Source organism: Lysobacterales bacterium (genome assembly GCA_014946745.1).
Lineage (GTDB): Bacteria > Pseudomonadota > Gammaproteobacteria > Xanthomonadales > Xanthomonadaceae > Aquimonas.
In genome coordinates, this window is the sequence record JADCRD010000001.1 from 2,054,938 (window position 1) to 2,074,910 (window position 19,973).

The window sequence follows — 19,973 nt, forward strand, 5'->3', positions numbered from 1 at the left end:
GCGGAATCGGCGCCTCAGCCGGGCGTCGGCCGCGTGCCCGCGAGCATGCGCCGCAGCAGGGCCGCCAACGTGATCACCGCGAGGAAGGCTCCGTAGCCAACCACGGTGGCGAGTATCTGCGGCCACATCGATCCAATGCTGTCGTCCGCATGCGCCAGCGCCCAGGGCCCGGCGATGGCGGCCGCCGCGATCGACGCCGCGATGGCGGCAAGATCAAACACCCGCCCCAGCCAGGGCGCGGGCTTGCGGCGCAGGCGCCAGTACACCACCAGGATCACCAGATACCAGGGCAGGAACAGGATCAGGGCCAGGTTCTCGGCAATGTTCGGGGACACGCGGATCTCCTCTGTCAGTGGCGGACCATGCCGCCCAGTTCGCGCACTTCGTCCGGCGTGACCGGGCGCGGGCTGCTGCCCCAGCGCTCGCGCACATCGTTGACAAGGGCGGCGATCTCGCGCGCATTCAGGCGATGCGCCGAGGGCGGCATGCTGTGCGGGCGCGGATTGAGCGGCGTGCTCGGGGCGATGGCGCCGAGCGAGATCAGCTTGACCAGATTGACGGGATCGCTGCCGACGACCGCCGCCGAATCCACCAGCGCGGGATAGCGGCCCGACTCGCCGCGACCGTCCTCGCCGTGGCAATCGGCGCAGCGCTGCGCGTACAGGGCGCGGCCTTCGCGCAGGTGCTCGCCGGTCGCCCGCAGCCGGTGCCTGGACGCCTCAGCCAGCGGCAGCGCCGGCAGGCTGCGCAGATAGGTTTCGATGCCCTGCGCATCGGCCTCGCTCAGATAGCGGGTGCTGGCCGCGATCACGTCGGCCATGGCGCCATAGCCAGCGCGATCGTGCGCGGTACCACCGCGCAGATAGATGGCGATCGTGCCGGGCGCGAAGCGTCCCTCCAGCGAGCCCTCGTGCAGCGGCGGCGCATACCAGCCCGAAATACGGCTGCCGCCCAGTTCGGCATCCGCCGCCAGCGAGGCGAAGCGCCCGCGCCGGCCGTGGCACATCGCGCAGTGGCCAATCCCGTTGACCAGCGCGCGGCCGCGCTGCCAGCCCTCATCCATGCCGTCTACGGGTTGCAGTTCGACGGGGCGGTGGTAAAGCAGGCGCCAGGCCAGCAGTGCGCCCGGCAGATTGGCAGGGAACGCCATCACCGCCTCAGGCTGCGCGCGCCGCACCGGACTGAGCTGGCCGAGATAGGCGAACAGCGCTTCAATGTCCTGCCCGGGCAACTGCGCGAAGTTGGCGTACGGGAAAACCGGTGAAGCGATCCCATTGCGGCTGACGCCGTGGCGCATCGCATGTTCGAACTCGGCCAGCGACCACTCGCCGATGCCGAACTGGGGATCCGGCGTGAGATTGCTGGAATAGACCGTGCCGTAGTCGCTGCTGAAGGCGCGCCCGCCGGCGTAGGCCTCGCCACCCGAAGCGGTATGGCAGCCGGCGCAGTTGCCGATGCGCGCCAGATACGCGCCGCGCTCGACCAGGGCGGAATCGGTCGGCACCACCCGCGTCTGGCTCTCAGGCACGCGGAACGGCGCGAGCCCGCCCTGCTGGACCAGGCCGTAGAGGGCCAGGCTCAACAGCAGCATGAGCAGCGGCGCGAGCACCGCGGCCGCCGGCAGCCAGCGCGGGATGCGGCGGCTCATGGCGATGCCCCCGAAGATGCCGACGCTTCCGCGGGCGCGCGCGAAGGATTCGAGCCGCAGGCCTTGGGCAGCGCCAGGCTGCCGGCCGGCGCCGGCCGGCGCGGCTCGCTGTGGCCCTGCACGGCCAGCCATTCGGCAATCGCGCGGATCTCGGCCGGCGTCAGCGCCTTCGCGATGTCGGCCATGCAGTCCGGCGCGACCGCGGTGCGCACGCCGGTGCGCCAGGCGCCGAACTGGGCGACCACATACTCCGCCGGCAGTCCGACCAGGGCCGGTACGCCGGGCTCCACGCCCACGAGATCAGCGCCGTGACAGGCGCCGCAGGCAGGCAGGCCGCGCGCCGCATCGCCCTCCGCCACCAGCTGTCTCGCGATCGCATCGCCCGGGCGCTCTGCTTGCGCCGCCAACGTCTCGGCGGGTGCGGTCTTCGGCGGCAGTGCCGCATAGAACTCGCCGATCTCGCGCAGGTAGGCATCGTCGAGATGGCGCACCAGCCAAGCCATCTGGACATGCTGGCGACCGCCGTCGCGGAATCCGCGCAGCTGCTCGTACAGGTAGTGCGCGGGCTTGCCGGCGAGGTGCGGAGCGTACTCGCTGCCTTCGGCGCCCTCGCCCTGCGCGCCATGGCAGGTCGCGCAGGCCGCAAGGCGCGGCGCGAGTTCAGCGCTTTCGGCAGCGGCACCCGTCTGTGCGAACGAGACGCTGCTGGCCAGCAGCCACATCAGAGCCAGCCGCGGGGCAGGCAAGGCGCGAAGACGGAATTCGGGCAGGCGTGCACGAAGCGGCGGACACCGCACTTCAGGCAATGGATTCATCCGCGAATTCTGCAACGCAGGCCGTGAGGCGGCCAGCGCCGAAGGTCCCGGATGGATCGCGCGTCGTGGCTGCTCGCGGCTTCACCAGCAGCCGCGGCCATCGCGCCGCTGCTCGGCGGTGTCCCGGGAGAGCCGATCCAGGTCGCGATGCAGGCGCACGCGCTCGGCGGGCTGCAGCCCACCGCTGTCGCGGAAGCGCTGCTCGCGAGATTCGATGCGATCGCCGCGCGCGTCGAGGCGGCGCGCCTCGCAGTGGGTGAGATCGCCGCGCGCGGCGCCGCGTTCGATGCGCGTCTGCTGAAGGTCCTGGCGCGCTTCGATGCCGCGACCCTGCGCGAGTGCGGGCGCAGCGATGCTCAGGAGAGCGATGAGGGCTAGAGCGCGGGCGCTGATCGTGGAGACGTTTGAAGAATGCATGGCGGGCTCCGAGGGACAGGTGGGGTGTCGCTTGCGGCGACACTCCACACAACGCCTCGGCGGCTCGCGCGTGGACGTGTGCAACGCCTCCCGTTGCTGCGCGTTCAGCCGAGCCGGCAACCCGGAGCACGCGGATCGTGCGCTTGCCGGCTTGATGCGCGAGCGCGCCGGGCAGGACGCGCGCCGCGGCTGAATGCCCCCGCCCTGCTCTACTCGGCCTCGGGCCGCATGTAGGGGAAGAGCAGCACATCGCGGATCGAGGCGCAGTTGGTCAGCAGCATCACCAGGCGGTCGATGCCGATGCCGAGGCCACCCGTAGGCGCCATGCCGTACTCCAGTGCGCGGATGTAGTCGGCATCGAAGTGCATGGCCTCGTCGTCGCCGCCCTCCTTCTGCTCGACCTGGGCGCGGAAACGCGCGGCCTGGTCCTCAGCGTCGTTGAGCTCCGAAAAGCCATTCGCGATCTCGCGCCCGTTGATGAACAGCTCGAAGCGCTCGGTGATGCCGGGCTCGCTGTCGCTCTCGCGGGCCAGGGGGCTGACCTCGACCGGATGGTGGGTGATGAAGGTCGGCTGGATCAGCTGGCCTTCGACGGTCTTCTCGAAGATCTCCAGCAGCAGCTTGCCCCAGCCGTAGCCCTTCTTGACCGAGATTTTCAGGCGCGCGCAGTGCGCGGCCAGCGCCTCGCGGTCGCGGCAGTCGGCGGCGCTGATCTCCGGGTTGAAGTGACGCACCGCTTCGTCCATGCGCCAGCGGCGGAAGTCGGGGCCGAGATCAATGCTCGCGCCTTCCCACTCGCGCACCGGCGTGCCGAACACCTCGACCGCGCAGTGGCGGATCACCTGCTCGGTCAGGTCCATGATCTCGTGGTACGTGGCGTAGGCCTCGTACAGCTCGAGCATCGTGAACTCGGGGTTGTGGCGAGTGCTGACGCCTTCGTTGCGGAAGTTGCGGTTGATCTCGTAGACCCGCTCCAGCCCGCCGACCACGAGGCGCTTCAGGTACAGCTCGGGCGCGACGCGCAGGTAGAGCTGCAGGTCGAGCGCGTTGTGGTGGGTAGTGAAAGGCTTGGCCGTGGCGCCGCCGGGGATGTAATGCATCATCGGCGTTTCCACTTCCAGGAAACGCCGCGCGTCCAGCCAGCTGCGCATGGCGCGGATGATCTTCGAGCGCTGCACGAAGACCTCGCGCGCCTCCGGGTTCACGATCAGGTCGACATAGCGCTGACGGTAGCGCTGTTCGACATCCGTCATGCCGTGGAACTTGTCGGGCAGCGGGCGCAGCGCCTTGGTCAGCAGACGCAGCGACTTCACTTCGACCGAGAGCTCGCCGGTGCGGGTGCGGGTCAAGCCGCCGCTGACGCCGACGATGTCGCCGATGTCCATGCCCTTGAAGGCGGCATAGCTCTCTTCGCCGATCCCATCACGGGTCAGGTAGAGCTGGATGCGGCCGGACTCGTCCTGGATCTGCGCGAAGCTGGCCTTGCCCATCACGCGCTTGGCCAGCAGGCGACCGCCGAGCTGCACCGTGCGGCCGGCTTCGGCCAGGGCGTCTGCGCTGAAGCGCTCGGCGTCGGCGTACTCGGCCTGCAGGTCGCCCGCAAAGTGCTCGCGACGGAAGTCATTCGGAAACGCCGGCCCCGCCTCACGCAGCGCTTTCAGTTTGCTGCGGCGCTCAGCGATCAGGAAGTTCTCGTCGGTAGCAGGCGCGGCGTTGGGCTGGGTGGTCATTGGGGGCCGGGATTGGGGATTGGGGATTGGGGATTCGAAAGCCAGGCAATCGAACTGCGAGGCTTACGCGCCAAGGGAAGCGACCGGGACTAGGGCGCAGGAGCAGGAATTCGCAATCCCCAATCCCTAATCCCCAATCCCCGCCTCTCAAACCGCATCCAAACGCTTGGAGCCCGCCTCAAGGCCCGACTTCAAGCTGGCCTCGACGAATTCGTCGAGGTCGCCGTCCAGCACCTTCTGCGTGTCGCTGCGTTCGATGCCGGTGCGCAGGTCCTTGATGCGGCTCTGGTCGAGCACGTAGTTGCGGATCTGGCTGCCCCAGCCGATGTCGGACTTGGACGCTTCGACCAGGTCTTTCTCCGCGTTGCGCTTCTGGATTTCAAGCTCGTAAAGCTTGGCGGCCAGCATTTTCATGGCGCGGTCGCGGTTGGCGTGCTGGCTGCGCTCGGTCTGGCAGGCCACCACGATGCCGCTGGGCACGTGGGTGATGCGCACCGCCGATTCGGTCTTGTTGACGTGCTGGCCGCCGGCGCCGGACGAGCGGTACACGTCGGTCTTCAAGTCGGCCGGATTGATCTCGATGTCGATGTTGTCGTCGACCTCGGGGCTGACGAAGACCGACGTGAAGCTCGTATGGCGACGGTTGTCGGAGTCGAAGGGCGACTTGCGCACCAGGCGGTGGACGCCGGTCTCGGTCTTCAGCCAGCCGTAGGCGAAGTCGCCCTCGACGCGGAAGGTGGCCGACTTGATGCCGGCGACTTCGCCACCGCTCACTTCCAGCAGCTCGGTCTTCCAACCGCGCGACTCGGCCCAGCGCAGGTACATGCGCAGCAGCATTTCGGCCCAGTCCTGGGCCTCGGTGCCGCCGGCGCCGGCCTGGATGTCGACGAAGGCGTTGGCCGAATCCATCTTGCCGGAGAACATGCGCTGGAACTCCAGCTTCTCGACGGCGGCGGTGTGCTTGGCGACGTCGGCGACCACCGAGTTGAAGGTGTCTTCGTCGCTTTCCATCTCGGCGAGGTCCAGAAACTCGCCGGCGTCTTTCAGCGCGTTCTGCAAGCCGCGGATGCCGACCACGACCTTCTCCAGCTGGGCGCGCTCGCGGCCGAGCTGCTGGGCGTTCTCGGGCTTGTTCCAGACGTCCGGGCTTTCCAGCTCGCGGGTCACTTCCTCAAGACGGTCGACCTTGCGGTCGTAGTCAAAGAAACCCCCGAAGCAGGGACAGCCGCTGCGAGAGGTCGGCGATCTGGTTGCGGACGGGATTGACTTCGAACATGCGGGCACCTGCGGCAGCAGCGCGGAAAAAAGACCGCGGAGTGTAGCAGAGCGCCTCGGCCCGACCGAACCGGCGCACGCGTCCGAAGCTTGGGCATCGCTTGGCCTCGAAGCGCCACGGCCACCGTCAGTGCGCGCGCGAAGCGCTCAGGGCTCGAAGCCTGAGCGGAACAGCACGCCGCCCGGCATCGGCTGGATGCTCACGCCCATGCCGTTGTTCTGCGGGTTGGGGTCGGGTGTGGCGGAACTGGCGGTCACTTCCACGGTGTCGCCGTTGGCCGTGCCCGGGAACTCGGTCCAGCAGTCGATGAAGGCGCCCACGCCCAGGCTGGCCTGCAGGCCGGAGGGCGTGCAGCCCTGAGTCGCCCCCGCCGGCAGACGGGTAAAGCTGCAGCTGGCGTTCTGCGCCGCATTGGGCCCGTCGTTCTGGCAGCGCGCCACCACCCGCCGGTTGAGCGGGCTGGTCGGCGTGGTGGTGTTGATGGACGCGATGCGCATGTCGGCCGAACCACCGCCGCCCACCGCAGGATGCACTTCCAGATTGAGCTGCGGATACGCCCAACTGCTCAGGCCGTCGCCCTGCATCGAGTAGGTCGGCGCACGGAACAGGCTGGCTGGGCTGAAGCGGTCGAGCGTCATCGTGCTCACCACCGGCACCAGAAACTCATAGGCGGCATAGCTGCCCATCGGCCAGGCTTCGCCGCTGCTCTGCGCATCGCGGCGTGGGATAAGCAGACCGGAACCCGTGGCACCGTTGGTCAGGCTGCGCAAAGGCAGCGCGGCGCTGGACGGCTGCGGGCAACCAGCGATGCGCAGATTGGCGCCGAAGCTGGTGTCGTTGAGCGCCTGGCTGGTGAACTCGAAGAACTGGCTGCCGCCGCTCATGGGCCGGTAGAAACAGCGCAGCGGAACGGCAGGATCGGCCACCACGCTGACACCTGCCGGCAGCTGCAGATGCGGGAACATCAGGCGCCCCACCGGCGGCGAGGCGATCGCCGACAGGTAGACGCTCAGGTAGAAGCGCTGCCCCACGGTCGGCTGCGGCGGGCTGCTGATGTACGCCTGCGAAACGAAGTAGCCGGTGCCGTTGGACTGGAAGTTGCCCAGCTGATCGATCAGCGGCGTGTAAACGAGGGATCCGGAGCGCCATTGGGTGGTCTGGGCGAGCGCCTGCCCGGCACCGCCCGCGAGCAGGAGGGCGGCCAGCAGGGCGCGCAGCGCGCTGCGCGGGAGACTCGAACGGGAACCGGAAATCTGCGTAGTCATGCGATGTCGTCCTGGCCGGCGCCTCCGGCCTCGGATGGGATGACGACATTCGGCGCGCGGACGTATCACGCGCGCAGCGCGGCTCAGGCTGGCAGGAGGTGACGCACGTAAAGCCGCAGTTCGGGGGCGCCGCGGTAATCGTCGCTGCCGAGCTGGTAGGCCAGATGGACCTGGCGCGGCGGCGGGCTGCCGGTCCAACCGCCGAAGTACACCGCCGACAGCGGGATGCGGCTGTCCGGATGGCGCAGCGAGAAGCGCAGATGCCGCTCGCCCATCAGGCGCCAGTCCAGCACCTCGAAGACACCGTCGAACACCGGCTCGGGAAAGGCCTGTCCGAAGGGGCCGGCCTCGCGCAGGGTCTCGGCGAGGCCCAGCTCGAACTCGCCCGCCGCAAGCTCACCGTCGGTCAGCAGCACCGGCGCCAGCAGCGCAGGGTCGATGCGGCGCTCCACGGTCGCGGCGAACACGCGGCAGAAGCGTTCGACCTCGACATCCGCCAACGACAGGCCGGCGGCCATCGCGTGGCCGCCGAATCGCAGCATCAGGCCCGGATGCTGGGCATCGATCTCGGCCAGGCAGTCGCGCAGGTGGAAGCCGGCGATCGAACGCCCGGAGCCCTTCCACTCGCGGCCTTCTTCATCGCCGGGCGCCAGCGCGAACACCGGGCGGTGCAGGCGCTCCTTGAGCTTGGAAGCGACCAGCCCGACCACACCGGCGTGCCAGCCCGCATCGGCGAGGGCCACGCCAGCGCTGACGTGGGCCTGCGCGCTGAAATCCGCGCGCAGCACCGCCGCCTCGGCCTGCTCGACCATCTGCTGCTGCAGCTCGCGGCGTTCGGCGTTGAGCGCGTGCAGGCGCTGCGCCAACGCGAATGCCGTGGTCTCGTCGTCGCTCAACAGGCATTCGATGCCGACGGCCATGTCCTCCAGGCGACCCGCGGCGTTGATGCGCGGCCCGAGGACGAAGCCAAAGTCGGTGGCTGAGGCGCGGCTCGGGTCCCGACCTGCCACGCGATACAGCGCGCGCACGCCGGCGCAGGCCCTGCCCGCGCGGATGCGCTTCAGCCCGGCCTGCACCAGCAGGCGGTTGTTGCGATCCAGCGGCACCAGATCCGCCACCGTGCCCAGCGCCACCAGATCCAGCAGCTGGGCGAGATCGGGCTCCCCGCCGGCGAAGGCCAAGCCCTCGCGCAGCCGCGCACGCAGTGCGAGCAGGAGGTAGAAGACGACACCGACACCGGCCAGCGCCTTGCTCGGAAACTCGCAGCCGGGGACATTCGGATTCACCAGCGCATCGGCAGGAGGCAGGCTGTCGCCGGGCAGATGATGGTCGGTGACGATGACACGCACGCCGCGCGCATGCGCCGCCGCGATTCCCGCATGCGCGGCCACGCCGTTGTCGACGGTGAGGATCAGATCGGGCGCAGGCTCGAGCTCGGCCACCAGGGCGGGCGACAGGCCATAGCCGTGCAGAAAGCGATTCGGAACGCGATACCCGACCCGCCGGAAGCCCAGCAGGCGCAGGCCGCGCACCGCGACCGCACTGCCAGTGGCGCCATCGGCATCGAAATCGCCGACCACCAGCACCGACTGATCGCTCGCGCGCGCTGAGATCAAGAGATCGACCGCCGCTTCCAAGCCCGCCAGCTGCGGCGCCAGCAGCCCGGTCAGGCGCAGGTCAAGCTCATCAGGCGACTGCACGCCGCGCGCGGCATAGACGCGACGCAGCACGGGGTGAAGGCCTGGAAAATCGAGCAGCGGCGAGCGCGGCACGCTGCGTCGTTCGATGCGCATGCGCGCTACTCGAAGCTCGTGGCGGGTCGCTTCCAGAGGCGCAGACCGTGGCTGCGTCGATAGTTCCAGGCGTGACCGTCAGCGAAGTCGACGGTCAGGCTTGACAGCTTGCCCTTGCCGACGCGCTCCAGCAGCGGCTCGAACACGGCCGACTCCAGTGCTTCCAGGCTGCGCGCACCGCGCAGATCGATGGCGCAGTCTTCGAGCTGCTGGGGCAGCACATCGCTCTCGATGCGCTCGATGCTGATGCCCGAAAGCTGCGCCAAGGCGCAGGCCAGAGGCTCGGAGGCATACAGGGCGCCGACGCCGGACACCACTTGCTGCGGCAGCGCTCCCCCGCCCCACACCCAGAGCGCGTTGGCCGGCGTACGTCCGGCGGCCACACGCGCCTGGTTGATCGGATGGTTGTGCAGGATGACCTGCGCCTCGGTCAACAGCGCCCGCCAGCGCCGTCCCTCGTCGCCGTAGGGGAGATGCGCGCCATAGTCGTCGCCCAGCGCGTCCTCGGGCGTCGAAAACGCAGGCAGCCGATGGCCCAGCTCGACCCGCAGATACCAGCGCGTGGCCGTCGGCGCCGTCAGCGGCATGCCGAAGTCACCGAACAGCGGCTGCAGCGCCTGCGCCAGCGCCTCGGCTTCTTCCGGCTTGAGGCCCAGCTCGCCCACGGCCATCAGCCGCACGCCGCTCATTTCCGGCTGCAGGAAGGCAGGATCCGCCCGCAGCCACTGACTGCCGGCAGCATCGCCACAGTCGAGGTGGCGCGAGAGCGCCGCCGCCGGCAGACCGAGCGGGGTGATGTCGAACAGCCGCGCCAGCTGACCCAGCTCGCCCGACTCGCCGTCTTCCAGCGCATCGCCCCGACCGATCAGCTTCTGCAGGGAAGGCGCCTGCGTGAGATCGCCGCGCAGCCTGGCGCGGGCCGGAAGCAGAAGGATGCAGCCGCTGCCGCTCATCCGTCGTAGCGCACGCTGATGATGTCGTAGCTGCGCTCGCCGCTGGGGGCAGCGATGGTGACCGAGTCACCCTCGTTCTTGCCGATCAGCGCACGCGCAATGGGAGCCGAGACCGAGATCAGACCCTGCTTGATGTCGGCTTCGAGGTCGCCAACGATCTGGTAGGTGACTTCCTCGTCGGTCTCGCTGTCGGCCAGCTCAACGATGGCGCCGAACACCACCTTGCTGCCGGCCGCGAGCTTGGAGACATCAATGACCTGGGCGTGCGAGAGCACGGATTCCAGCTCCTTGATGCGGCCTTCGATGAAGCCCTGCTGCTCGCGCGCGGCGTGGTACTCGGCGTTCTCCTTGAGGTCGCCGTGGGCGCGGGCCTCGGCGATGGCTGCGATCACCTCGGGGCGCTTCACCGACTTCAGATGTTCAAGTTCCTCGCGCAGACGCTGGGATCCTTTCAGCGTGAGGGGGGCTCTCATGCATTCAGCTCCTCGTGCAGCTCCTGCAGCGACAGCACGTCGCCCGAGCCGCGGAACTCCAGCGAGTGCAGCAGAGCACGCGCGCCGGAGATGGTGGTGGAATAAGTGACCCGATGCTGCAGCGCCTCACGGCGGATCGAGAACGAATCCGCGATCGCCTGGCGGCCCTCGGTGGTGTTGACGATATACACGATTTCGCCGTTCTTGATGAGGTCGACCACGTGCGGACGGCCCTCCGCCACTTTGTTGACCACGGCGCAATCGAAGCCTTTGTCGCGCAGGAAGCTCGCCGTACCGGCAGTCGCAATCAGGCTGAAACCCTGCTTCACCAGCAGCTCGGCGACCGGCAGCAGGCGCTGCTTGTCGGGGTCGCGCACCGACACGAAGGCCTTGCCCGGCGGCGGCACCTTGATGCTGGCGGCTTCCTGCGCACGCGCGAAGGCGGCGCCGAAGCTGCGGCCCACGCCCATGACCTCGCCGGTGGAGCGCATCTCCGGGCCGAGAATGGGGTCGACGTTCTGGAACTTGGCGAACGGAAAGATCGCCTCTTTCACCGACCAGTAGTCGGGCACGATCTCGTCGGTCGCGCCCTGCTGCGGCAGACTCTGGCCGACCATGCAGCGCGCGGCGATCTTGGCCAGCGGACGTCCCGTGGCCTTGGACACGAAGGGCACAGTGCGCGAAGCGCGCGGGTTCACTTCAAGGATGTAGACCGTTCCACCGCCCTCGCCGTCCGGCAGCACGGCGAACTGGGTGTTCATCAGGCCGATCACCTTCAGCTCGCGGGCCATCGCCGCGACCTGCTCGCGAAGCTGGTCCTGCAGCGCCTTCGACAGCGAATAGGGCGGCAGCGAGCAGGAGGAGTCACCCGAGTGCACGCCGGCCTCTTCGATGTGCTCCATGATGCCGCCGATCAGCACATTGCCCTCGGCATCCGCCACCACGTCGACGTCGATCTCGACGGCGTTGTCGAGGAAGCGGTCGAGCAGCACCGGCGACTCGTTGGAGACGCTGACCGCATCGCGGATATAGCGCGAAAGGTCGGCGTCGGAGTAGACGACTTCCATCGCGCGACCGCCCAGCACATAGCTCGGGCGCACCACCAGCGGGTAGCCGATTTCCTGGGCGATCAGCAGCGCCTGCTCAGGCGTGCGCGCCGTGCGGTTCGGCGGCTGGTTCAAGCCCAGCTTGACGATCATCTGCTGGAAGCGCTCGCGGTCTTCTGCAAGATCGATCGAGTCCGGACTGGTGCCGATGATCGGCACCCCGGCTTCCTCAAGCGCGCGGGCGAGCTTCAGCGGGGTCTGCCCGCCGTACTGCACGATCACGCCCTTGGGCTTCTCTTTCTCGACGATCTCCAGCACGTCTTCCAGCGTGAGCGGCTCGAAGTACAGGCGGTCGGAGGTGTCGTAGTCGGTCGAGACCGTCTCCGGGTTGCAGTTGACCATGATGGTCTCGAAGCCGTCCTCGCGCAGGGCGAGCGCGGCGTGCACGCAGCAGTAGTCGAACTCGATGCCCTGACCGATGCGGTTCGGCCCGCCGCCCAGCACCATGATCTTGTTGCGGTCGGTCGGCTCGGCCTCGCACTCGTCCTCGTAGGTCGAGTACAGGTAGGCCGTGCTGGTGGCGAACTCGGCGGCGCAGCTGTCAACGCGCTTGAACACCGGACGCACGCCGAACGCATGGCGCAGGGCGCGGACGGCCTTTTCGTCGGTGCCGAGCAGTTTAGCCAGGCGCATGTCGGAGAAACCCAGTCGCTTCAGCGCGCGCAGGCGGGTCGCGTCGAGCGCGGCCAGCCCGCCGGCCGTGACTTCGTTCTCGGTGCGGATCAGGTGCTCGATCTGGCGCAGGAACCAGGGGTCGATGCCGGACAGCGCATGCACCTCGTCGACCTGCAGGCCGTGACGGAAGGCGTCGCCCACGTAGAACAGACGATCCGGGCCGGGCTCGCGCAGCTGGCGGCGCAGCTCCAGATGGCCGTCGGCGTCGAGCTGGGCCGGCAGCATCGGGTCGAAACCGGTGCGGCCGGTTTCGAGGCCGCGCAGGGCCTTCTGCAGCGACTCCGACTGCGAGCGCCCCATGGCCATCACCTCGCCCACCGACTTCATCTGGGTGGTGAGGCGTGAGTCGGCGGCCGGGAACTTTTCGAAGGCGAACCGAGGGATCTTGGTGACCACGTAGTCGATGCTGGGCTCAAAGCTGGCCGGGGTGGCACCGCCGGTGATCTCGTTGCGCAGCTCGTCCAGCGTGTAGCCCACCGCCAGCTTGGCCGCCACCTTGGCGATCGGAAAGCCGGTGGCCTTCGACGCCAGCGCCGACGAACGCGAGACGCGCGGGTTCATCTCGATGACGACCACGCGGCCGTTCTTCGGATTGATGCCGAACTGAACGTTGGAGCCACCGGTATCGACGCCGATCTTGCGCAACACCGCGATCGACGCATCGCGCAGGCGCTGGTACTCCTTGTCGGTCAGCGTCTGCGCCGGCGCCACGGTGATCGAGTCACCCGTATGCACGCCCATGGCGTCGATGTTCTCGATCGAGCAGACGATGATGCAGTTGTCCGCGCGATCGCGGACCACCTCCATCTCGTACTCCTTCCAGCCCAGCACGGATTCTTCGACCAGCACCTCGTGGACGGGAGAAAGCTCAAGGCCGCGTTTGACGATCTCCTCGAACTCCTCGCGGTTGTAGGCGATGCCGCCGCCGCTGCCGCCCAAGGTGAAGCTCGGCCGGATGATGGTCGGATAGCCGACTTTGGCCTGGATCTCGACCGCCTGCTCGAAGCTGCGCGCCACCGCAGCCTTGGGGCATTCCAGGCCGATCTCGCCCATGGCAACGCGGAACAGCTCGCGGTCCTCGGCCATGCGGATGGCCTCTCTGGACGCACCGATCAGCTCAACGCCGTACTTTTCCAGCGTGCCGGCATCGGCCATGTCGAGCGCGCAGTTGAGCGCGGTTTGCCCGCCCATGGTGGGCAGCAGGGCGCAGGGCTTTTCCTTGGCGATGATCTTCTCGACCGTGGCCGGGTTGATCGGCTCGATGTAGACCGCATCCGCCGTATCGGGGTCGGTCATGATCGTCGCCGGGTTGGAGTTGACCAGCACCACGCGGAAGCCTTCCGCCTTCAGCGCCTTGCAGGCCTGCGCGCCCGAGTAGTCGAACTCACAGGCCTGGCCGATGACGATCGGGCCAGCGCCGATGATGAGGATGGTCTTGAGATCAGTTCGCTTGGGCATCGGTCAGGTCGGGTGAGGAATCGGGTTGAATGGCGGCAGCATCGAGCACGCGCACGGACTGCACGGTCTCAACTGGAACAGTGAGATCAAAACCGCCCTGCGACGGCGCCAGGCGCAGCACCAGGCGTGCCTGCGCATGGCTGATCAACTCGCCGCGGCGACGGCTGCCGTAGATCGAAAGCACCTCGATCTCGCGGCCCACGTAGGGCGCCAGATCGGCGTACTCAATGCGGCCGTCGCTCGCCGGCAGGGGAATCTCGGGTTTGGGGACGGGCGGCTCGGGAATACGCGGCGGCTCTGACACCACCTCTTCAATCTCCGGGTCCAGCGGAACGCCATCTTCAAGCCGCGTGCGCGCCACTTCGGCGGCCACCTGCTGCGCTCGCAGGGTCATCGGACGCACCTGGGCGAAGGCGAAGCGCACCGGATCCGTGCCTGTCACCCGCACATAGGGCGCGAGCGCCTGCCGCAGCGCGTCGCCCTGCATAGACGCGAGCTGCATGAGTCCCAGCGCCGAAGTCGGACGGGTCTCGATGCGGAACTCGCCGCCGTCAGCCGCGAACTTGCCGAAGGCTTTCAGCAGATCGGCATCGGGCTGCAGGCCGACGGTGCGCAGCAGACCGCGCACCGCCTCGATATGAAGGGCATTGAAATCGGCCAGGCTGGTGGTGACACGATCGGTACACCAGCCGTTGCGGGCCTGGATAAAGCCTTCGTCGATGAAGGCAAGGCTGAGATTGGCGAGGCGGCCCAGCGCCAACTGCTCGGTCGAAGCGCCCGCCGCCGGCGGCAGGGCGATGCCCATTCGCCACTCCATGCGTCCCGCACCGGCCGTGCCCAGGTCGAGGCCGAAATCGACCATGCCCGCGTCCGCGTGTTCGAAACGCAGGCTCATCACGGTATCGCTCGCGGGCAGACCCATCTCGACGAGGTCGCTGCGGGTGAAGGCATCGACCCCGCAGCCGGCGGCCTCGAACGGCAGAGCGCTGAAGGCGCCGATGAAGCCGGCCTCGGGGCCTGAGGGCATGCCTTCGACTTCGAGGTTGGCGATATCGATGCCCAAGCGCCGCGGCAGCTGCTCCGGCGGCCCAAACGCGGCGGCTTTCAGCAGCCAATCGAGCCCGGGCGTCTCCAGCGCGATGCGGCCCGTCCGCAAACGCAGGCCCTCGGCGCCAGGGACACGCGGCGATATCTCGATGCGCTCCACGCCAACCTGGCCGTCAAAGGTGAAGAAGCTGCGTCCGCGCTGCACGTCAGCAAAGGCCTGCAGCGCCTTGACCTGTTCACTGATCAGCGAATCCACGCGCCACCACACCAGCCCGTACAGAAGGGCGATCGGCAGCCCGATTCGGGTCACAGCGAGAAAGACCCAGCGGCCGACGCTGCGGCGGCTCGATCGACTGGAGGCTTTGCGTGCCATGGCGGTCTCCTTGCGGGATCAGCGCGAGGGTGACATCAGCTCGATGAAGCGATCGAAGAGGCCGGCGACGTCGTGCGGGCCGGGCGCGGCTTCGGGGTGACCCTGGAAGCTGAACGCCGGCGCATCGGTCAGGGCGATGCCCTGCAGGCTGCCATCGAACAGCGAGCGATGGGTGGCGCGCACGTTGGCGGGCAGGCTGGCCTCGTCCACTGCGAACCCGTGGTTCTGGCTGGAGATCATCACTCGCCCGCTGTCGATGTCCTGCACCGGGTGATTGGCACCGTGGTGGCCGAACTTCATCTTCAACGTGCGCGCGCCAGAGGCGAGGCCGAGCAGCTGATGTCCGAGGCAGATGCCGAAGGTCGGCAGCCTGGCGGCGATGAAGCGGCGGATGGCAGCAATCGCGTAATCGCAGGGCTCCGGATCGCCGGGCCCGTTGGACAGGAACACGCCATCGGGCTTGAGCGCCAGCACCTCGTCGGCGCTGGTCTGCGCAGGAACCACGGTCAGACGACATCCGCGCTCGGCCAGCATGCGCAGGATGTTGCGCTTGACGCCGAAGTCGTAGGCGACGACATGGAAGCGCGAGGCCGGCGCTTCGAAAGCCTGGCGATCCAGCACGTAGCGACCTTCAGTCCAAGCGTAGGGCGCGGTGACGCTGACCACCTTGGCAAGGTCCATGCCCTTCAGCCCCGGGAACTCGCGCGCGCGGCGCAGGGCGTCCTCGGCGGTAGCACCCTCGCCGGCCAGAATGCAGCCGTTCTGGGCGCCAGAGTCGCGCAGTCGACGGGTGAGCGCGCGCGTGTCGATCTCGGCAATCGCGACCACGCCGCGCGCCTTGAGCCACGCCGGCAGATCGGCCTGGCTGCGCCAGCTGCTCGCTGGCGTCGGCTGCTCGCGAATGATCAGGCCAGAGGCGAACACCTGGGCCGCTTCGTCATCGACGTCGGTGCAGCCGGTGTTGCCGATGTGCGGATAGGTCAGGGTGACGATCTGCTGCGCGTAGGAAGGATCGGTGAGGATCTCCTGATAGCCGGTCATGGCGGTGTTGAACACCACCTCGCCGATCGTGCAGCCGGAAACGCCCACCGACACACCGCGATACACGGTGCCGTCGGCAAGGGCCAGAAGAGCAGGTTGGGTCACGAGCGATTCGCCTTGTGAGGATCGGGGAGGCACCCCCGCGAGCGGCGCTGGACGCAGCTTGCGCGAAACCGCCGGGCTTGCGTCTAGCAGGTCCGGAGGTCGTCGAGGGAGGGGGCGAAAGGTGAAGCAGGCGAGGCGGAAGTTTACGTTTCCAGCTCACACTCTGTCCACCTGTGCGAACGCAGCAAACGCGTGCGGCGATCACGGTTCACAGTGTGCACGCCCGCGAGCCGCACGCCGCTCGGCGCATTGCGGGTCAGTCGACGAGGCCCAACACGTCTTCGATGCGATAGCGGCCGGCCGTACGGCCCGCGAGCCACGCAGCGGACTTAAGGGCACCGCGCGCAAACACTTCGCGACTGCCGGCGCGATGCGTGAGTTCGATGACTTCGGCTTCGCCTGCCAGAAGAATCTGGTGATCGCCGACCACGTCACCACCGCGCACGGCGTGGAATCCGATCTCGCCAGCGACGCGCGGCGCATGCGCGCCCTCGCGCCCATGTCGCGCCAGTGCAGCCAGCGGCTGACCACGGCCTGCGGCGATCGCTTCGCCGAGCCGCAGAGCGGTGCCCGATGGCGCGTCCTGCTTGCGGCGATGATGGGTCTCGATGATCTCGCAGTCCCAGTCAGCAACGGCCGCGGCCGCACGCCGCGCCAGGGCCGCCAGCAGCGCGACGCCCAGCGAGAAGTTGGCCGCCCACAGCACGGGCACCTGCCGGGAGGCCGCATCGAGCGCCGCCTGCGCATCCGCATCAAGACCCGTCGTACCGGAGACCAGGGCGGCACCGCGTTCGACACAGGCCGCCGCAAGCGCCGGCAAGGCCGAGGGCGCACTGAAATCGATCACGACATCAAACGCCGGGGCCTGCGCGATCTGCGCGGGGCGAAGCACGGCCAGCGCGCCGAGATCGGCGCGCGGCGCATTGGCAACAGCGGCCACGAGGTGCAGGCCCGAATGCTCGGCCACCAGCGACAGCAGGCTGCGGCCCATGCGGCCCGAGGCTCCGTGAATCAGCAGCCGGGCACGGCGGTTGTTCATGATCATTCACCGGTGAAAGGCGGGGCTCGCGAGTTTAGGGCAACGCTGAAGAATTCAGCGTTGCCGCTCGCCCTGCAGGGCGAGCTCGCGGATCGAGCACGCGATGCTCGGTCCGACGTGACCGAGCACAGCGAAGACATCGCCGCGCGGCGGCCGAACGGGCCCGTGCGATTGTCGAGTCCCGCGCAACGCTGCGATGCGCCCACGGGACTGGAAGGCCCACCCCACCCTGCCTATGCTGCGCAGCCTCATTGAGTCGGCGCGGTTCGCGCGGTAGCCAAGCCTGCCGCCGCCGCATCTCCCCCGTTCGCTGTCGGCATCGGACGCCGGCCCGCTTGCAGCAAGGATGTCCATGCAAACCACGCCCTCCACACAGGTTCGACGAGCGCTTGCCACCGTCGGGCTGGTCTTGGCGCTGAGCCTCAAGCCCGCTTCAGCCGCGGCGGCACAGCCCGAAAACGCTCCCTGGACGAGCCTGCAGGCCGGCATCAGCGACGCTCCCGACACGCCGAACACCGACTTCATCCTGCTGACGCACGCCCGGCCGCATGACCGGCTGCCGCTGGGTCTCGACTTCTACGCCCTGAACGCCGGAAGCATCGGGCGACACGACAGCGCCCCCAGCGGCAGCGACCAGCGCGTGCACTTCGCATCGCTGCAGCTCGGCTATCGCTTCGGACGCTTCACCCTGTCCTCCGGCCTGGCCGCAGTCAGCCACGTCACCGACTATCTGAGCAGCGGCTACCAGTTCCACAGTCATCTGGGCATCCGCTTCGGCACTCTGATCGTTGGGCTGGGCCATCTTTCGAACGCCCGCACCCGACAGCCCAACAAAGGCGAGAGCTACCTGTCGATGGGCTTCCGCTTCTAACAGGGGCTGTTGAACAACCGCCTGCCGGGGAAGCTCCGATTCATCGGAGCTTCCGGCGCGCCAGGGATGGCGCGCACGCGGAACGAGCACGTCAGTGCTTGATCCGGGGTCAGCGAGTCCGGACCCGCGCCGGACTCGCGACGTCGAGTTGTTCAGACCTACCCTAGCTCGACCCAGAAGGGCCGAGTCGACAAGGCAAGCGCCTGAGTGATCGATGCGCTGGAAGGCGATACAGAGCCGTACGGGATCGCTGAACCGAAGAACTCCCAGGAAGGGAGTCTTTCAACACGCGGCTACGGCAGCACGGAGCAAACACTGACGCGCTCGATCAGCGGAGTGCGGCCTTCATGGGGGGCGGCAACGCCGAAAGCTCCAGACTTGCCTTGCCTTGCCTTGCCTTGCCTTGCCTTGCCTTGCCTTGCCTTGCCTTGCCTTGCCTTGCCTTGCCTTGCCTTGCCATGGCGTGGCATCGGCACTGCTGGCCTGTCTCTGCCCGCGCTCATTGCTCGCTGATGACGAAGCTACCGAAGGCCACACCGACGTCCCAGCCCGTGCCGGTGCCAGAAAGCGCGAGCGAGATCTCGCCCTTGGTGACGACTTGGCCCTTCGCCGAGCGCCCTGCCCCGGCATGGGCTTCGGCGCTGGCGTAGCCACCGATCAGATCGCGGATGTCGTCCACGCCCGAAAATTCGCCGACGCCGTTCTCGATCCGCGACTTGCCGAAGGAGATGCCGCCACCGCGCGCCTCCAGCCGCACGCGCATGGACTGGCCGTTGTTGCAGGTGATGCTGCCTTCGCCGCTGGAGCGCTTGTAGAAGGCAGACCAACCCGAAAGATTGAAGCGCATCTCGCAGTCGACGCTGCCGGCGCGAGCCTGCACGGGCAGCGCAAGCGCCGCAGCGACTGCAATTGCGAGCAAGCGATGGAAAGTGAGTTGCATGGCGGGCACCCCGAGTGCGGAAGACGTGCGCAAGGCTAACCCAGGCGGCTCGAAGTGGGGATCGACCGGGCTCCGCGTGAGTGCAGGATGCTCAGCGTCGACACGCTTCGGGGCAGAAATCCCCGGCGGAATCCCGACTTTGCCGCGACCCGAAGCGGCAGCGCCGCGCGTTCGGGCATGACCAGCGCTGCATGCCGCGTTCTCAAGCCGGCACGCGGCGAGCGACGCGCTCAGAAGCGCTCACCGGAAGGCAGGTAACGCCAGCAGGCGTCAGGCAGTTTGGCCAAGGGCACGCGCCCCAAACGAATGCGCTTGGTCGAAAGCACGCGCAAGCCCACCTGCGCACACATCCAGCTCAGCTGGCCCGGGCGCACATCCTTGATCGCAAAGCGCAGCCGCGTTTCGTTCTGCCAGCTGACCTTGCAGGGTGCCAGCGCGCGGCCTTCGAAGCTCAATCCGTGACTCAGACGATGGAGACCGTAGGCAGCGACGCTGCCCTCCACCTCGACGATGAATTCCTGCTCGATGCGCGCCCCCTCCTCGCGCACGCGATGCAACAGGCGGCCATCCTGGGTGAAGGGCTGCAGGCCGCTGGCCCCACGCTCAAGCGGCAACAGCGGCGACAGCCTGCGCAGATGGCGACGCAGCAAACGGATGCCGCTGGAATCCTCGGCCCAGTGACGCTCCGCCGCGACCAGCGCCGGCACCACCTCGACGTCCGCGGGCTTGTGCAGCAGCAGGGTCATGGGCTCCGACGGCGCAGCCGCGGCGTCCAGGTCCACCTGCACACGCTCGCTGCTCACCGGGTGCTCGGGACGATCAATCACTTCGCCGTCAACGCTGACGCAGCCACTTTCGACATAGCGCTCGGCCTGGGCACGCGAGCAGCCGGTCAGCTCGATGACGCGTTTGGACAGGCGAATCGGCTCGGACATGGAGGGAGACCAG

At 68.2% G+C, this 19,973-nt stretch carries 17 protein-coding genes; 1 reads left to right on the forward strand and 16 read right to left on the reverse strand.

What is annotated here, in order from left to right; all coding sequences use genetic code 11:
* Window positions 1–14: 14 nt before the first annotated feature.
* From H4O13_07935 to H4O13_08000, 14 genes are all read right to left on the reverse strand, one after another.
* A complete protein-coding gene (locus tag H4O13_07935; protein ID MBE5315316.1) occupies window positions 15–335 on the reverse strand; it encodes a hypothetical protein in 321 nt (106 codons plus the stop codon).
* Between the two features lie 14 nt (window positions 336–349).
* Window positions 350–1,648 (reverse strand): c-type cytochrome, encoded by a 1,299-nt coding sequence (locus tag H4O13_07940; protein ID MBE5315317.1) that lies wholly within the window; start codon window positions 1,646–1,648, stop codon window positions 350–352.
* A complete protein-coding gene (locus tag H4O13_07945; GenBank protein ID MBE5315318.1) occupies window positions 1,645–2,370 on the reverse strand; it encodes a c-type cytochrome in 726 nt (241 codons plus the stop codon). The genes H4O13_07940 and H4O13_07945 overlap by 4 nt, the downstream gene beginning before the upstream one ends.
* A 174-nt stretch (window positions 2,371–2,544) precedes the next feature.
* Window positions 2,545–2,880 (reverse strand): hypothetical protein, encoded by a 336-nt coding sequence (locus H4O13_07950; GenBank protein ID MBE5315319.1) that lies wholly within the window; start codon window positions 2,878–2,880, stop codon window positions 2,545–2,547.
* A 209-nt stretch (window positions 2,881–3,089) separates the two neighbouring features.
* Window positions 3,090–4,610, reverse strand: a complete 1,521-nt coding sequence (lysS, locus tag H4O13_07955) for a lysine--tRNA ligase (protein MBE5315320.1) — start codon at window positions 4,608–4,610, stop codon at window positions 3,090–3,092.
* Window positions 4,611–4,757: 147 nt separating this feature from the next.
* A protein-coding gene (gene prfB / locus H4O13_07960; GenBank protein ID MBE5315321.1) for a peptide chain release factor 2 occupies window positions 4,758–5,886 on the reverse strand; the annotation gives its coding sequence in 2 pieces (ribosomal slippage) (window positions 4,758–5,810 and window positions 5,812–5,886; 1,128 coding nt in all).
* Window positions 5,887–6,032: 146 nt separating this feature from the next.
* A complete protein-coding gene (locus tag H4O13_07965; protein ID MBE5315322.1) occupies window positions 6,033–7,151 on the reverse strand; it encodes a hypothetical protein in 1,119 nt (372 codons plus the stop codon).
* Window positions 7,152–7,234: 83 nt separating this feature from the next.
* Window positions 7,235–8,944, reverse strand: coding sequence for a single-stranded-DNA-specific exonuclease RecJ (gene recJ, locus H4O13_07970; protein ID MBE5315323.1), 1,710 nt, complete (start codon window positions 8,942–8,944; stop codon window positions 7,235–7,237).
* Window positions 8,945–8,949: 5 nt separating this feature from the next.
* On the reverse strand, window positions 8,950–9,897 hold the full coding sequence (locus H4O13_07975; protein ID MBE5315324.1) for a phosphoglycerate mutase: 948 nt from the start codon (window positions 9,895–9,897) through the stop codon (window positions 8,950–8,952).
* Complete coding sequence (gene greA / locus H4O13_07980) at window positions 9,894–10,370, reverse strand: transcription elongation factor GreA (GenBank protein ID MBE5315325.1); 477 nt, start codon at window positions 10,368–10,370, stop codon at window positions 9,894–9,896. Before greA ends, H4O13_07975 begins: the two co-directional genes overlap by 4 nt.
* Window positions 10,367–13,609: a carbamoyl-phosphate synthase large subunit gene (gene carB / locus H4O13_07985; GenBank protein ID MBE5315326.1), complete on the reverse strand. Its 3,243-nt coding sequence runs from the start codon at window positions 13,607–13,609 to the stop codon at window positions 10,367–10,369. Before carB ends, greA begins: the two co-directional genes overlap by 4 nt.
* Complete coding sequence (locus H4O13_07990; GenBank protein MBE5315327.1) at window positions 13,593–15,029, reverse strand: hypothetical protein; 1,437 nt, start codon at window positions 15,027–15,029, stop codon at window positions 13,593–13,595. Before H4O13_07990 ends, carB begins: the two co-directional genes overlap by 17 nt.
* Window positions 15,030–15,047: 18 nt before the next feature.
* The gene (gene carA / locus H4O13_07995) at window positions 15,048–16,175 is read right to left on the reverse strand and encodes a glutamine-hydrolyzing carbamoyl-phosphate synthase small subunit (protein ID MBE5315328.1); all 1,128 of its coding nucleotides are present in this window, start codon (window positions 16,173–16,175) and stop codon (window positions 15,048–15,050) included.
* Window positions 16,176–16,431: 256 nt separating this feature from the next.
* Window positions 16,432–17,214, reverse strand: coding sequence for a 4-hydroxy-tetrahydrodipicolinate reductase (locus H4O13_08000; GenBank protein MBE5315329.1), 783 nt, complete (start codon window positions 17,212–17,214; stop codon window positions 16,432–16,434).
* 352 nt (window positions 17,215–17,566) lie between these two features.
* Here H4O13_08000 and H4O13_08005 point away from each other — a divergent pair, with 352 nt between their 5' ends.
* Complete coding sequence (locus H4O13_08005) at window positions 17,567–18,085, forward strand: acyloxyacyl hydrolase (GenBank protein ID MBE5315330.1); 519 nt, start codon at window positions 17,567–17,569, stop codon at window positions 18,083–18,085.
* A 499-nt stretch (window positions 18,086–18,584) separates the two neighbouring features.
* Here the strand turns inward: H4O13_08005 and H4O13_08010 are convergent, their stop codons facing one another.
* Both H4O13_08010 and H4O13_08015 read right to left on the reverse strand, forming a co-directional pair.
* A complete protein-coding gene (locus H4O13_08010; GenBank protein MBE5315331.1) occupies window positions 18,585–19,025 on the reverse strand; it encodes a hypothetical protein in 441 nt (146 codons plus the stop codon).
* A gap of 230 nt (window positions 19,026–19,255) precedes the next feature.
* The gene (locus H4O13_08015) at window positions 19,256–19,960 is read right to left on the reverse strand and encodes an RNA-binding protein (GenBank protein ID MBE5315332.1); all 705 of its coding nucleotides are present in this window, start codon (window positions 19,958–19,960) and stop codon (window positions 19,256–19,258) included.
* Window positions 19,961–19,973 lie beyond the last annotated feature (13 nt).